The sequence below is a fragment of the Ruegeria sp. CH11 genome (genome assembly GCF_056537105.1).
Genome location: NZ_JBQFQX010000013.1, coordinates 69,057 through 81,604, shown reverse-complemented (window position 1 = coordinate 81,604; position 12,548 = coordinate 69,057). Strand labels below are relative to the sequence as shown.

Genomic DNA, 12,548 nt, shown 5'->3' with positions numbered 1-12,548 from the left:
AGGAAAAATCGGAATGCGACTATGCAAAGGCGGCGTTATGACCGCTGCATTATGGGCATCCATCGTGCAGGCGGACGTATCAGAATCGAAAATATGGCCAGTTCCCAAACAGATAGGCGCTCAGGTCCAATTGGCCTCGGCCGCTGTGGTGGTTTCCATCCGGCCGGTGTCACGGCCTGCGGACGAGGTGCGGCGCGTGTCGGCTGAAGGGAATGCAAGATTTCAGGCGTGGCTTGGGGCTTTCCGAGCCCGCGCGCAGGCGCAAGGGATATCCGAACATACATTGGATCACGCCCTGGCGGGCCTGACCTATGATTGGGACGTTATCAAGCGGGACAGAAATCAGGCCGAGTTTTCGAAACCGATTTGGGAATATCTGGATTCCGCAGTCTCGGACCGGCGGCTTTCTGACGGGCGCGCCGCTCTGGAACAGCACCGGCAGGTTCTGGACCGGATCGAGGCACAGTATGGCGTCGAGAAAGAGGTTGTGACCGCAATCTGGGGACTGGAAACCTCGTTCGGTGGGTTTCGGGGGAGCAACCGGACGATCCGGTCACTGGCAACGCTGGCCTTTGATGCGCGACGGGCACAGTTTTTTGAGACACAGTTGATCGCGGCGCTGAAAATCGTTCAGGCCGGAGATGTCAGCGCGCCCGACATGATCGGCAGTTGGGCGGGCGCGATGGGGCATACGCAGTTCATGCCGACTTCGTACCTGGATCACGCGGTTGATTTCGACGGTGACGGGCGGCGTGATATCTGGTCGGACGACCCGACCGACGCGTTGGCCTCGGCTGCGTCCTACCTGGCGCGGCACGGTTGGGTCAAAGGCCAACCCTGGGGTGTCGAGGTTCGGCTGCCGGACGGGTTCGACTATGCGACCGCCAGACGGGACCACACGCTGATGCCCTCGGATTGGGCCGCGCTTGGGGTATTTAATCTGCACGGTCGGCCCGTGCCAGATCACGGGCGCGCCGCCATTCTGCTGCCCGCTGGCGGACAGGGCGTCGCGCTGATGATCTTTGACAATTTCAAAGTGATTGAGGCCTATAATGGTGCCGATGCCTATGTGATTGGCATCGGCCATCTTTCTGACCGACTGTCCGGAGGCGTCCCGTTTCAGGCTGACTGGCCGCGTGGCGATCGGGTGTTGAGCTTTTCCGAAAAAAAGGAATTGCAGACACGTCTGACCGAGGCAGGGTTTGACACGCAGGGTATCGACGGGCGCACCGGTCCGAACACGGTCGATGCCGTGCGCGACTACCAACTGGCGCAGGGTCTTTTGCCCGATGGGTATGCCAGTCTCAGGCTTCTGGAACAGTTGCGCTGAAACCTTGCGGGTGGGCCGAACGATTGGCTTTGTTTCGGAGCCATAGAGGGAATCGTTTGGTCTTGCTTGCCAGATTCTTGTGACGAATTGCCAATGCTATTGCGCATGGTCTGATCCGTCCCAAATGGGCCTCAAAGCGATGAGGTCACCCCATGATTGATGACGAACCCCGGCCAGCGCAATACTACGACAAGCGCAACATCTGGACGTTGGACCCGACGCCTGCGGACAAGCAGGTTTACGATACGTTTGCCTCGGACGTGGTCCAGCTTGTGCAGGTGCTGGACGAGAATCAGCCGTTGATGTCGCGGGATGTCTACGCCCGTCTGTTTGCGTCCCTGCTGGACTTGTCGCGCGTGCTGGGAGAATACGAAAGCAGTTGGAGCCAGGGTTATCATTCCCCGGACGAAACTTAGGTACAGATCTGCAAAGCTTGGGACGCGTCGAACGCGGCGCAAAGGGGCAATGACGCGCTAAAGCGTTGCCAGTTCCAGGTCCAGACCAGCGGCATAATCCGGCGCTCCGTTTTCGGTCCGCCACAGACAATAGGCGGCCATCCGCCACGCGTACCACGGGCGCAATGCAAGGTAGCGTTCGGTGATATCCGGCTTGCCATAGGCGACCAGAAATTGCCTGATCTCGGCTTGGGTCAGGGGTGCTCCACGATAAATATGTTGCATGGCGGGCGAAAGGAACAGGGCGAGATCTTCGCAGGGGTCGCCAAGGGCGGGACATTGCCAGTCGATCAGTGTCAAACCAGAGCGATCTGCCAGAATGTTCCCAGCGACCGGATCGCCGTGGATCAAACAGAGGTCATGGTTGGGTGCGATCTGCGATGTCGGCATGCGCTGTTCAAGCGCCTGCCTGCCTGCCGGTTGGCAATTCCCAAGGATGTTTGCACCATGCGCCGCAAGAGCATCGCTGCCGTCGCAACCATCGGGGGCGTCAATCTGAACGGTCATCTCATGCAGGCTGCGCAACAGATGTGCGACAGGTTCCACCGCCGTCTGCCAGGGTGTACCCGGCGCGTGATCGTAAAGCACCCAATGGGTTCGCGCATCCGATCCGGTGGCCCGCAGATTGGGAACAAAGCCAGTGTCCTTCAGCGCGCGTAGGCAGGCAGCTTCGAGCGTGGGATCGTTTCGAAACAACGGGTTTTCGAGCGTGGTGTTGTACAACTTCAATACGGTGTCGTTGGCGCCGCCAAGCACCTTCCAGACCTGATTGCTGCGCCCGCCATACAAGGTTTCGAACCGGGCAGGCGCTTCGATAAGACCCTGATGGCTCAGCCGTTTGACAAGTTCAGGTGGAGGTTGCAACAGGTCGGTCAGGGCGGCACCAGGTTGTTGGGCGAATCGAAGCTTGCCAAGGATTGGACCGGCCTGACCGTCAGATCAAGCGCCCTTGCGAATCTGCCGCACAGAATCAACCGGTACCGTCGCGCCGCTGTCCAGTTTCAGCGTGACCCCATCGTCGCTAATCTGCGCCTCAACCACACGGCTGAAAACTGCGGCGGGTGTGCTTGTCAGTAATTGCCGCCCCTTGTGGCTTTCAAGAGTTGCGGAATAGACGCCATGGGGCACGGCAGCGCCTGTGCTGCCGGCGCCGTCCCAGGTAAACTCGGTGCTGTCGATCGGCACCGGTATCCGGGTAACCTCGGTATCGTTTGAGTTGTGGATGACCAGCTCCGCACGGTCGGCGGCGACAGCGGCGCGGGTTTCCACCTCGACCGGAGTGCCGCCGAACAGAAAATCCGCCGGGGCCTGTACGTCTGCACCGATCCAGCTGGACAGCTGGTGCAGATCGTTGACACCAATTGCCCTGGCCAGATCCGCCAGAAGACCATTGGTCTGAACCTGCTGTTCGACCATCGAAAATTGCGCCAACTGAGATGCATATTCCGACGAATCCAGGGGTTCCAGCGGGTCCTGATTGCGGGCCTGAGCGGTCAGCATACGCAAGAACGTCTCAAAGTCCGATGTCAGGGCAGACGTCTTTGCATTGGGGTTATTGGCAGTCGAACCTGTCGAGGCAGCGGCAGAGTTAACATTGGTAATCATTTGATCAAAGCCTCAGGTCTAGACCGCCATCATGGCCGGTCTGATAAGCGGGCGGAGCGGTTTCCTCGGGGTTTTCAGGCGAATCCGCCGCAACGGATTCGCTCGCATGCGACTTTTCAAAATCGCGCGGGTTTTCTCCGCTCATGCCGAGGTCAAAGGACAGATCGCCGTAGCCGAGCTTTTGAAACTCGGCCGCCAAAACCGAGATGTGCCGCCGCATCAGTTCAAGGGTCTCAGCGCGTTCGGCGGTAATCATCAGGTGGAGACCATCCTCTCGCCCGCCCAACGAGATCGACACGCGCCCAAGTTCTTCGGGGTTCAGGGCGATTTCAAACTCACCTGCGCCGGGCTTTGCGGTAATGGTTGCCGCCAGCTGCCCGGCAATAGATCGCGCGATTTCAGGTCGCGGTGCGATAGCACCTGACGTTTGCGGAATGTCACGCCCGGTCGAAGGCAGACCACCCTCTCTGGCCTCACCCATCAATTCGAACGGTGCTTCGGGCGGTGGGTCCGTTTGGTCAGCTGCGGGTTTTGCAACGGCCATGTTCAATTGGGATGCAACCGCGTTTGCGAGTACTGATTGCTGCCGCGTATTTGGCGTATCTGTCCGTTCAGGTGACACTGATCCGGACTCAGAAGCCGCGCTGCGTATTTCAGCGACCTGATCGGCCGGGGCCTTTTCTTGCAAACCGCGCTCAGCCGTGCGCAAGACGACGGCGTGTTGAACGGTATCAGCTGCGTGCGCCTTTGGACTTTGTTGCAGATCAGCGCTCGGCTCGCGGACGGTCGCGCGCTGATCCGGGACGAAGTCTTGCCGGGTCGATGGCGCAGACCGATCTTCAGCCTCAACAGGACCCACCATGTGCACAGAAGGATTGGCTGAAGGCGGCTCATTCTCAGTTCCTACTGACTCCGCCGGGATTGGCGGCGCGGTGAATGGCGCAATCGGGATGTCCTGGCCTTCTGTCGTTTCAGACGCCACGGTTTCGATTTCGACCGTTTCGTCGGGCACGTCGACGGCCGTTTCCAAAGGCTCCTCACTTGGCGTTTTCTGATCTGGCTGAGGCCCCGCTGCGATCATGTTCAGAATATCCAGAAATCCGGATTCGCTGCTTTCGCCATTTGTATCCGCGCGTGCAGATCCGGGCGCAGCGCCGGTCTGCGATACCATAAGTGCGCCAGTCACCGGGTTGGGCATTTCTTACTCCGACTCCGTTTGTTCCCCTGAAACCTGCCCTGAGGAAGTTACGTTTTTTTTAACTGCTTTCCGGTTTGATCGAGAAAGTTCGAAGCAAATTTCAGAGAACCCGATGAAAATTCTACCCGGCGCGCCTTTGGCGCAGAAACCAGACGTTCCACCTGCCTTGCAATCGGCTGCGATCGAGTTGGAGGCAACTTTTCTGGCTCAGATGCTCAAGTCCGCAGGGCTTGGAAAGACCAGCCAGTCGTTTGGTGGCGGCGCGGGCGAAGACCAGTTCGGTTCATTCCTGGTTCAGCAACAGGCGCGTCAACTGGCGCTATCCGGCGGCGTCGGGCTGTCTGAAATCCTGATAACAGCAATGATGGAGAAAACGGATGCCGAATGATCTTATCAAGGCGCTGGAAGAGGTGCTGGATCTTGAGCGGTCCGCGCTTGTCGAGGGCAATCTAGATCAACTGGACACCATGCTGCCCGAAAAGGAAAAGCTGATCGGGGCACTTAATGAATTGCAGGTCATCGACAGCGCACAGCTGGTCGCTTTGCAAAAGAAACTGACGCGGAACCAGGAACTTCTGAACAGCGCCGCCGAAGGGATTCGCGCAGTCGCCAACCGCATGTCCGAGCTGCGACGGGTCAGGCAGGAATTCAGCACCTATGATGCCACCGGCCAACGCAGCGGATACCCGATGCGGGGCACGGCCAAGTTGGAACGGCGCGCCTAAGGTCTGGTTTGATTCAAATCCAAGGTTTTAGGGCTTCGCATCTTAGCACTCCGTTAGGGGATGAAGGGCAAAGGTGGCCCTGCACCTGATCAAGCAGGTGGCGCGCAATCCGAAGGGTAAGGCGCACAGGTCAGAACGACAGAATGCCTGCCAATTCGGTGGGGTGAACATGGGCGCCAAACGCGTCCGCATGAAAGAAGGATGACAAACATGTCCAGCATTCTGACGAACAACGGTGCAATGGTTGCGTTGCAGACGCTCAAATCGGTCAACAAGAACCTTGCGCAGACCCAGAACGCGATTTCGACCGGTAAGGACGTTGCCACCGCCAAGGACAATTCCGCCGTCTGGGCGATCTCGAAAGTCATGGAATCGGACGTAAAGGGCTTCAACGCGATCAAGGACAGCTTGGCCTTGGGTGAATCGACGGTTGCCGTGGCCAGGAACGCTTCGGAAACAGTGACCGACTTGCTTAACCAGATGAAGGAAAAGATTGTCGCGGCGCAGGAGGACAACGTTGATCGGGCAAAGATCAATGACGATGTCACCGCGTTGCGCGATCAGATCGAATCGGTTGTTGGTGCTGCGCAGTTCAACGGCCTCAATTTGGTAAGCGGGGGCGCCGGCGCAAGCATTCTGTCCTCGTTGGACCGTGACAATACCGGCGCGGTTACCGCTTCTTCCATTTCGGTTTCCAGCCAGGATTTGTCGATCGGTGGTTACACGGCAAAAGGTGTTCTTGCCGGTTCCGATGGCGCGACAACAGACAATGATGTTGCGGGCTTCACCATGGACCGGACAGCTGGCACCGGGGACATTCTCATCGACAGCTCGACCGACAACTTTGAGGTTGGCGACCGGGTTTCGATCAGAGTTGGCGATCAGGAAGTGTCTTATACGATCCAAGACAGCGATCTCGATCCGTCTGGGACCTATGACGAGAACTACACGGACGCGCTGGTCGCTGTTGGCCTGAAGAACCAGATCGATGCGCTTGGCATCACCGGTCTAGCTGTTGACTATGACTCGTCAAGCGCTCCAAACACCCTGTCCTTTGCAACTGGTGCAGCGGCAGCCGGCGCTGATGCGGATCAGGATATCTCTGTCTCCGCCCAGTTCACAAATGCCGGTTCGGGCGGTCTGGGGGCGCTCAGTTCAATTGATGTTTCAACGGATGCCGGTGCGGCCGCTGCGCTGGGAACCATCGAAACACTGATCGACACCTCGATCGACGCCGCGGCTGCGTTCGGATCGGCGCAGGGTCGGATCGAGACGCAGAAAGAGTTCATCTCGAATCTCACCGACTCGTTCAAATCCGGGATCGGTTCGCTGGTTGACGCCGACATGGAAGAGACCTCGGCCCGTTTGCAGGCGCTACAGGTTCAGCAACAGCTGGCCACCCAGTCGCTGTCGATTGCGAACCAGGCGCCGCAATCGATCCTGTCACTGTTCCGGTAATCTCGGCACCAAATCGGGGCGCGGCTTTCGCGCCCCGATCTTGACGGACAACTGATGGACGCTTGGAAGGACTTTTTGTGACACCTCAAATCTATGCTCAACGCGCTTACGCCCAGACCGCAGCTCCAACGCGAACGCCGCGCGACACCGAGTACGAAGCGATCTCGAAAATCACACATAAACTCAAGGCCGCCGCGGCCCGCAAAGCAACTGATTTTGGCGGATTTGTGCATGCGTTGCATGAAAACCGGCGTTTGTGGAACGTGTTGGCCAGCGGGGTTTCGGATGCCGACAATGCGCTGCCGAACGATCTGCGCGCCCGAATTTTCTATCTTGCCGAGTTCACCGAGCAACACAGCAGTCAGGTTCTGAGCAACAATGCCGTTGTCGAGCCACTACTGGAAATCAACATGGCGGTGCTCCGGGGCCTGCGGCAGATGCGAGGTGCGTGATGAGCGGGTTGGTCCTGAAACTTGCACCAAAAGAGCGGGTGCTGATCAACGGCGTTGTCATCGAAAACGGTGATCGCCGCAGCCGCTTTTCCATCATGACGCCGCAAGCCAATGTTCTTCGGCTGCGCGATGCGATCCACCCCGATGAGGTCAACACGCCAGTGCGCCGGGTCTGCTATGCCACTCAACTTGTTTTGTCCGGGGACACTGAACCCGATCAGGCGCGCCAGCAATTGTTGCGCCGGGTCGAGGAGTTGAGTCAGGTTTTCACCGACTCAGACAGCCGACGTGTCTTGACCGAAGCGACCGAGGCACTGGTGTCCGAGCAGTACTATAAGTGCCTCAAGTCATTGCGCTCGCTTCTGCCGCGCGAAGAACGGCTTATGGCATATCACCAATGACCTTTCAGCCGGTCGTCCCCGCTGGTGGTTTGGTTGGTTGGCGTTTTCTGCAACGAACCTATGACGCGCAACTTCAAAGCTACTCAGACACTGGTGTCAACGCGCGGGACAGGACCTATTTTCTTGATAATATCGGCAATGTGCAGACCGCCGAAGATCTGGTGTCTGACCGGCGGTTGTTGCAGGTGGCACTGGGCGCGTTTGGTCTTCAGGATGACCTGAACAATAGGTACTTCATTCAGAAAATCCTGTCTGACGGAACCAGCGCCGAGGATGCGTTGGCCAACCGCCTAGCCGACAGCCGATATCGCGAGTTCTCGGGCGCTTTCGGACTGGGACCCGGCGCGGTCCGCAAGACCGGCCTGATCACCAATATGGAAAAAATTGCCGATGACAGTTTGGTTGCCCGGTTCGAAGTGGCGGTCGGCCAGTCGGACGAGGCGATGCGCCTCGCGCTTTATTCACAACATGCCCTGTCTGATCTGGCGTCGCTTGACGGTACCTCGGATCGAAAATGGTTTGACCTGATGGGGAAACCTCCCCTGCGCAAGATGATGGAAACAGCGCTTGGGCTGCCTTCGTCTTTTGCGCAGCTCGATCTTGATCGGCAGTTGGGTCAGTTCAAGGAACGTCTGGCCCGGCTTACCGGTTCAGACGATCTGGCCCAATTCACCGAACCCGAGGCGGTCAGCAAGCTGACCGACACCTATTTGGCCCGCAATCAGATCGCGCAGTTCCAAGCGACATTCTCGCCCGCCCAAACCGCGTTGATCTTATTGGGCGGCTAACGCGCTGGAAATGGTCGACGCGGTTCGAGTGCCGTATCAACGATGAGTGTTTTCTGATGCGCAAACTCGTAGGGCCTCGCGCCGACTCAGCGTCGCCGCTGGGTCATGCGGCTGCGTCGTCCATCGTGGTTTGCAATGCATAGGCCGCGATCGGCTGCGACACGTTGTGCAATTCAACCTCTCCCAACGGAATGGCGTGAACGCAGGCCGGTTGGATATCCTGTGAGACAACAATGCTATGGTCTGTGGTCTTGCTGTATTCCCCCAGCCTTGCTGCGACATTGGCAGCCTGACCGATAACCGTAAAATCCAGGCGTTCTTGCGAACCGACATTGCCATAGGTCACGCGGCCATAGGCGAGGCCGATGGAACAGTCGCACTGATCCGTTTGATCTTGCAGCCGCGCCTCGGCAAGTCGGTTGACGATTTCGATGGCACTGCGCTGGGCATTGTGGCGGGCTGCGGCCGGATCCTCTTCGGCGGGAAACACGGCCAGAACAGCGTCGCCGATGAATTTCAGCACCTCACCATCGTTTTGATGCACGATGCCGGACACGGTTTCAAAAAAGCTGTTCAGAAGATTGATATAGGCGCTTCGCCCCATCGTCTCTTCCAGGCTGGTCGAGTTGCGCAGATCGCAGAACATGATCGCGGCATCGATGTCATCGCCATCGCCGCGGCGGATTTCGCCGCCCAGAACCCGTGCACCGGTGCGTTTTCCGACGTAGGTTTCCAGCAAGACCTGCGCATTCTCCCGTTGCATGAACACTTCATAAAACCGCGCGATGACGGTCGAGCATTCGAACACCAGTCCGAGGTTTTCGGTGGTGAACCCATTGGGGTGATCGCAGGTCAGAGTCAGGACATTGATACGCCCGTCCGAAAAAGGCAGGGGCATGGCGACATAGTCGGTGCCGCCCTGCGCACGCAGATCTTCCATGATGGGAAAGCTGTTGTGGGGATGGTCGTCGTCAAGCCGTTGACGGACCCCACCCAGCCCGTTCGAAACATGTCGCAGCGGGCTGTTGATAAAGGCAGGGTGGTCGTGGATTTCATAGGTCGGGATGTTGGTCGATATCTCGGCCACGTCTTTTTCCCAGATATGGTGCTTGCCCGCGATCAACGGGTGCAGCGACCAGACCAGAACGCTGAGGCGCTGAATCGCAATGCCATGCTCTAGCATTTTTTCAGCCAGCGCCTTGGTAAACGCTTCGGCGGTTTTGGCTTCGGACGCGCCACGCATCAGCCAGTCGATCAGCGGCCCGCTGATATTGCCATCCTCGGGATCGCGCAGTTTGTTGTCACCCAGATCGATATGGGTGACCGCATTCGGCATGAAGCCGATATGCCCCTGAATCGCAGAGCTTTCCGGCAACGCGTCTTCGTAAGCCCAGATCGAGTTTTCCAACCGCTCACCCGGCAGGCTTATGTCGTGATACGTGGCCGTGCCTTTGAAAGGGCAAAACGTCTGCAACTCGGTCTCGGGGCTGAGTTCAACGCAAAGATCGGAGCGCGGGATATAGATCGCGGGCGGCAAGCGTGTTTCATACATCACTTTGGCATTGTGGCTTTCCGCCAGCAGAATATCGCCGCGATAGATCGCAACGCGACCTTGCAGCTGTTCTACCGAGATCCCGTAGCCATTGAGTCTTGGCGTGGCGTGGACGTTCATCATCAGCCTCCCTTGCTCGGGCCTTAATAGGATGGGTGCTTTTGATGATTATTCCAAGGGGCGGCACGCAGAATTTACCGGGCTAGACCATCTGAATTACGTCTTTTTCAATCGAAAGCATATAGCCGCGCTTGGCGATATTCTTGACCAGCAATTCGCTGACCATCTGATTGCCCAAAGCATCGCGCAGGCGTTTGATGCGAGTGGCGCCTGCGGCTTCGTCGCAATCGGCGGCATCACGCCCCGAGATCATCGCCTCGATCTGGGCACCCGAGAGAACCTCGTCATCCAGCCGGGATTCGGCCAGCACCGACAGGGTCTCCATCGCAGCGGGGGTCAGTCGGAAATCCATGTTGTTCAGATAGACGGTGTTTTCTTCGCGGCTGATCAACAGCGAGGTCACCTGTATCCCGGTACGTTCGATCTGCGCCATGCGCCGGTTCAGCAGAACCAGCATCACCAGAAACACCAGAGCGGTGACCAGCATGGCGCTGGCAAAGACCAGCAGCACGAAAATCACCATTCGATAGCTGGACAAGGTGTCGGCAAAGGCGGTTCCGGACTGGGCCAGGATCTCCAACAGGCGGATTTCAGCCTGCGAGGTCAGATCGCTTTCGACGAACAGACGTTCGACCCGCGCATTGAACGCATTGGCATCCGGCAGCGTCCAGAACAGAAAGATGGCGGCGGTGATCAGAATCAGAACGATCGCTGCGATACCTGCGCCTACCAGCCGGACGCCCGATCGGCGCGCCTCAGTAACGGAGATAGAATTTTCCGGCATTGGCCTTCCTCTGATCCAACCCTTCCGGCCCGAAAACGGACATAACGTTCAACAATGTCCAACCGGACGATTTCAAACGTTTGGCAACTTCTTTCTTGGCCTTCCCTTTGTCGCACGCAGACACTTCCATGATGCCATAGTGCAAGCGCAGCGGATTGTCCTGCTTGGCTTTGTAATCCGCGTAGCAACCTGCCGCCGCAGCCGCAGACCCAAGCGATATCAGGGCCGCAACGGCCAGAGAAGAGAGGATCGGTTTCATAAGCTGCATCCTGCGCACGGGTCAGACCGATATTCAATAACCACAAGGGGTTTTAACGCGCGTTATCCGATAACAGCCAGCCGTTATTGCTTGTCTGCAAGCCTCGGTCGCAGGGTTGGTGCATGAAAACACGCGGCCCGTCTCTGGTCGCCAGAACACCTGAAAGGACATGCATCATGCATCGGAAATTCATTGCTCTGATCGTTGCCACGGCTGTGGCCATCACCGGGATTTCAGCCTCGAAAGCGCGGGCGGCGGATGCGGGCGACATACTGGGCGGTCTGGCCGCCATCGCCATCGTCGGGGCCGCGATTCACCACTATTCCAAGCAAGAACGTAAGGAGCGCACCCAAACGGTGACCCGAGCGCCGCGTTACGAATATGAAAAACCCAAAAAGTACAAGCACAAGAAGGCGAAGAAGAAGCACTATCAGCCGCGTCCGTTACCGGACAGGGTCGCGCGTTACGACCTGCCGCAACGTTGCCTGCGCACGTTCAAGTCCTATTCCAAATCGCGTCCATTGCTTGGACCAAACTGTCTGAACAAGCACTACAAGCATGCCTCCAGGTTGCCGAACCAGTGCAAGGTTGGATTCTGGAACGGGAAAAAGGTAAAACGCGCCTACGAACCCGCCTGCCTGCGCCAACACGGTTATCGCGTCGTCTACTGATTGCGAATATCGAGCAGGAGCGGCGCCATCAGAAGCGTCGCGCCGGAGGGGGTGGCGAAGGCCACCCCCTCTTTGCTCTTGCGGTTTTGGGCGAAACGCGCTTTGCCGAATGTCATGACAAAACCGAACTTTGAATTGGAGCAAGCGCTGCTTGCGCGCGGCCATGTCCGCATTGCCGGAGTGGATGAGGTCGGACGCGGTCCGTTGGCCGGACCTGTCGTTGCAGCGGCCGTGATCCTGAACCCCGACGACATTCCCGACGGGCTGAACGATTCCAAGAAATTGACGGCCAAGCGTCGAACTGCGCTGGATACGGCATTGCGGGACCGCGCAGAAGTCGTCGTGGCCGAGGCATCCGTGGCAGAGATTGATGAGTTTAACATCCTGCGGGCCTCGCATCTGGCGATGGAACGCGCAGTGGCCGCGTTGAACCCGGCACCTGACTTTCTGCTGATCGATGGCAACCTGATTCCGAAGGGCCTGACGATCCCGTCACAGGCAATTGTGAAGGGGGATGGGCGCTCCGTGTCGATCGCGGCGGCATCGATCATCGCAAAAAACTGGCGCGATCAGATGATGGTGGATTTGGCGCAACAGCATCCGGGCTACGGATGGGAGTCGAATGCAGGCTATCCGACAAAAATGCATCGCGAGGCGCTGCGAAATCTCGGTGTGACCCCACACCATAGACGTTCCTTTAAACCGGTCCACAATATCTTGTATCAAGAGTAAATCGTAAGTCACTGATTC

Annotated in this window: 17 protein-coding genes; 10 read left to right on the top strand and 7 right to left on the bottom strand. The window is 58.0% G+C overall.

Annotated features, from left to right (window positions below; all coding sequences use genetic code 11):
- Positions 1 to 13: 13 nt before the first annotated feature.
- The gene (locus ACR0LX_RS17600) at positions 14 to 1,330 is read left to right on the top strand and encodes a lytic murein transglycosylase (protein WP_480784842.1); all 1,317 of its coding nucleotides are present in this window, start codon (positions 14 to 16) and stop codon (positions 1,328 to 1,330) included.
- 152 nt (positions 1,331 to 1,482) lie between these two features.
- Positions 1,483 to 1,746, top strand: a complete 264-nt coding sequence (locus ACR0LX_RS17595) for a hypothetical protein (protein WP_480784841.1) — start codon at positions 1,483 to 1,485, stop codon at positions 1,744 to 1,746.
- Positions 1,747 to 1,803: 57 nt separating this feature from the next.
- Here ACR0LX_RS17595 and ACR0LX_RS17590 read toward each other — a convergent pair whose 3' ends face one another.
- The 3 genes from ACR0LX_RS17590 to ACR0LX_RS17580 all read right to left on the bottom strand — a co-directional run bounded on the left by ACR0LX_RS17590 (position 1,804) and on the right by ACR0LX_RS17580 (position 4,588).
- Positions 1,804 to 2,649, bottom strand: coding sequence for a phosphotransferase (locus ACR0LX_RS17590; protein ID WP_480784840.1), 846 nt, complete (start codon positions 2,647 to 2,649; stop codon positions 1,804 to 1,806).
- A 75-nt stretch (positions 2,650 to 2,724) separates the two neighbouring features.
- A complete protein-coding gene (locus ACR0LX_RS17585; protein ID WP_480784839.1) occupies positions 2,725 to 3,390 on the bottom strand; it encodes a flagellar hook capping FlgD N-terminal domain-containing protein in 666 nt (221 codons plus the stop codon).
- 4 nt (positions 3,391 to 3,394) lie between these two features.
- The gene (locus ACR0LX_RS17580; RefSeq protein WP_480784838.1) at positions 3,395 to 4,588 is read right to left on the bottom strand and encodes a flagellar hook-length control protein FliK; all 1,194 of its coding nucleotides are present in this window, start codon (positions 4,586 to 4,588) and stop codon (positions 3,395 to 3,397) included.
- A 112-nt stretch (positions 4,589 to 4,700) separates the two neighbouring features.
- Here ACR0LX_RS17580 and ACR0LX_RS17575 point away from each other — a divergent pair, with 112 nt between their 5' ends.
- From ACR0LX_RS17575 to ACR0LX_RS17550, 6 genes are all read left to right on the top strand, one after another.
- A complete protein-coding gene (locus ACR0LX_RS17575) occupies positions 4,701 to 4,976 on the top strand; it encodes a rod-binding protein (RefSeq protein WP_480578621.1) in 276 nt (91 codons plus the stop codon).
- The gene (locus ACR0LX_RS17570) at positions 4,966 to 5,313 is read left to right on the top strand and encodes a flagellar biosynthesis protein FlgN (RefSeq protein ID WP_480784837.1); all 348 of its coding nucleotides are present in this window, start codon (positions 4,966 to 4,968) and stop codon (positions 5,311 to 5,313) included. Before ACR0LX_RS17575 ends, ACR0LX_RS17570 begins: the two co-directional genes overlap by 11 nt.
- A 210-nt stretch (positions 5,314 to 5,523) precedes the next feature.
- Entirely contained in the window at positions 5,524 to 6,771 is a 1,248-nt protein-coding gene (locus ACR0LX_RS17565; RefSeq protein ID WP_480578617.1) for a flagellin N-terminal helical domain-containing protein, read from the top strand.
- Between the two features lie 77 nt (positions 6,772 to 6,848).
- Positions 6,849 to 7,223: a flagellar biosynthesis regulator FlaF gene (gene flaF, locus ACR0LX_RS17560; protein ID WP_480578615.1), complete on the top strand. Its 375-nt coding sequence runs from the start codon at positions 6,849 to 6,851 to the stop codon at positions 7,221 to 7,223.
- On the top strand, positions 7,223 to 7,624 hold the full coding sequence (flbT, locus tag ACR0LX_RS17555) for a flagellar biosynthesis repressor FlbT (RefSeq protein ID WP_480784836.1): 402 nt from the start codon (positions 7,223 to 7,225) through the stop codon (positions 7,622 to 7,624). Before flaF ends, flbT begins: the two co-directional genes overlap by 1 nt.
- Positions 7,621 to 8,412, top strand: coding sequence for a DUF1217 domain-containing protein (locus ACR0LX_RS17550; protein ID WP_480784835.1), 792 nt, complete (start codon positions 7,621 to 7,623; stop codon positions 8,410 to 8,412). The genes flbT and ACR0LX_RS17550 overlap by 4 nt, the downstream gene beginning before the upstream one ends.
- A 103-nt stretch (positions 8,413 to 8,515) precedes the next feature.
- On the opposite strand, the gene ACR0LX_RS17545 is transcribed toward ACR0LX_RS17550, so the two are convergent.
- From ACR0LX_RS17545 to ACR0LX_RS17535, 3 genes are all read right to left on the bottom strand, one after another.
- On the bottom strand, positions 8,516 to 10,084 hold the full coding sequence (locus ACR0LX_RS17545) for a DUF427 domain-containing protein (protein ID WP_480784834.1): 1,569 nt from the start codon (positions 10,082 to 10,084) through the stop codon (positions 8,516 to 8,518).
- Between the two features lie 82 nt (positions 10,085 to 10,166).
- Positions 10,167 to 10,868 (bottom strand): winged helix-turn-helix domain-containing protein, encoded by a 702-nt coding sequence (locus ACR0LX_RS17540; protein ID WP_480784833.1) that lies wholly within the window; start codon positions 10,866 to 10,868, stop codon positions 10,167 to 10,169.
- Positions 10,840 to 11,127 carry a hypothetical protein gene (locus ACR0LX_RS17535; RefSeq protein WP_480784832.1) on the bottom strand — a complete coding sequence of 96 codons (288 nt, stop codon included), beginning with the start codon at positions 11,125 to 11,127 and terminating at the stop codon, positions 10,840 to 10,842. The genes ACR0LX_RS17540 and ACR0LX_RS17535 overlap by 29 nt, the downstream gene beginning before the upstream one ends.
- A 176-nt stretch (positions 11,128 to 11,303) precedes the next feature.
- Between ACR0LX_RS17535 and ACR0LX_RS17530 the strand changes: the two genes are divergently transcribed.
- Positions 11,304 to 11,798 (top strand): hypothetical protein, encoded by a 495-nt coding sequence (locus ACR0LX_RS17530; protein WP_480784831.1) that lies wholly within the window; start codon positions 11,304 to 11,306, stop codon positions 11,796 to 11,798.
- On the opposite strand, the gene ACR0LX_RS17525 is transcribed toward ACR0LX_RS17530, so the two are convergent.
- Positions 11,792 to 11,914, bottom strand: coding sequence for a hypothetical protein (locus ACR0LX_RS17525; protein ID WP_480784830.1), 123 nt, complete (start codon positions 11,912 to 11,914; stop codon positions 11,792 to 11,794). The genes ACR0LX_RS17530 and ACR0LX_RS17525 overlap by 7 nt on opposite strands.
- On the opposite strand from ACR0LX_RS17525, the gene ACR0LX_RS17520 reads away from it, so the two are divergent.
- Complete coding sequence (locus ACR0LX_RS17520; RefSeq protein WP_480784829.1) at positions 11,913 to 12,530, top strand: ribonuclease HII; 618 nt, start codon at positions 11,913 to 11,915, stop codon at positions 12,528 to 12,530. The two genes, ACR0LX_RS17525 and ACR0LX_RS17520, sit on opposite strands and share 2 nt — an antisense overlap.
- Positions 12,531 to 12,548: the final 18 nt, after the last annotated feature.

What these genes read in the sequence shown, in the direction of transcription:
- ACR0LX_RS17600 (WP_480784842.1), top strand. Translation starts at nt 14, where the DNA reads ATGCGACTATGCAAAGGCGGCGTTATGACCGCTGCATTATGGGCATCC.
- ACR0LX_RS17595 (WP_480784841.1), top strand. Translation starts at nt 1,483, where the DNA reads ATGATTGATGACGAACCCCGGCCAGCGCAATACTACGACAAGCGCAAC.
- ACR0LX_RS17585 (WP_480784839.1), bottom strand. Translation starts at nt 3,390, where the DNA reads ATGATTACCAATGTTAACTCTGCCGCTGCCTCGACAGGTTCGACTGCC.
- ACR0LX_RS17580 (WP_480784838.1), bottom strand. Translation starts at nt 4,588, where the DNA reads ATGCCCAACCCGGTGACTGGCGCACTTATGGTATCGCAGACCGGCGCT.
- ACR0LX_RS17575 (WP_480578621.1), top strand. Translation starts at nt 4,701, where the DNA reads ATGAAAATTCTACCCGGCGCGCCTTTGGCGCAGAAACCAGACGTTCCA.
- ACR0LX_RS17570 (WP_480784837.1), top strand. Translation starts at nt 4,966, where the DNA reads ATGCCGAATGATCTTATCAAGGCGCTGGAAGAGGTGCTGGATCTTGAG.
- ACR0LX_RS17565 (WP_480578617.1), top strand. Translation starts at nt 5,524, where the DNA reads ATGTCCAGCATTCTGACGAACAACGGTGCAATGGTTGCGTTGCAGACG.
- flbT (WP_480784836.1), top strand. Translation starts at nt 7,223, where the DNA reads ATGAGCGGGTTGGTCCTGAAACTTGCACCAAAAGAGCGGGTGCTGATC.
- ACR0LX_RS17550 (WP_480784835.1), top strand. Translation starts at nt 7,621, where the DNA reads ATGACCTTTCAGCCGGTCGTCCCCGCTGGTGGTTTGGTTGGTTGGCGT.
- ACR0LX_RS17545 (WP_480784834.1), bottom strand. Translation starts at nt 10,084, where the DNA reads ATGAACGTCCACGCCACGCCAAGACTCAATGGCTACGGGATCTCGGTA.
- ACR0LX_RS17540 (WP_480784833.1), bottom strand. Translation starts at nt 10,868, where the DNA reads ATGCCGGAAAATTCTATCTCCGTTACTGAGGCGCGCCGATCGGGCGTC.
- ACR0LX_RS17535 (WP_480784832.1), bottom strand. Translation starts at nt 11,127, where the DNA reads ATGAAACCGATCCTCTCTTCTCTGGCCGTTGCGGCCCTGATATCGCTT.
- ACR0LX_RS17530 (WP_480784831.1), top strand. Translation starts at nt 11,304, where the DNA reads ATGCATCGGAAATTCATTGCTCTGATCGTTGCCACGGCTGTGGCCATC.
- ACR0LX_RS17520 (WP_480784829.1), top strand. Translation starts at nt 11,913, where the DNA reads ATGACAAAACCGAACTTTGAATTGGAGCAAGCGCTGCTTGCGCGCGGC.
- ACR0LX_RS17525 (WP_480784830.1), bottom strand. Translation starts at nt 11,914, where the DNA reads ATGACATTCGGCAAAGCGCGTTTCGCCCAAAACCGCAAGAGCAAAGAG.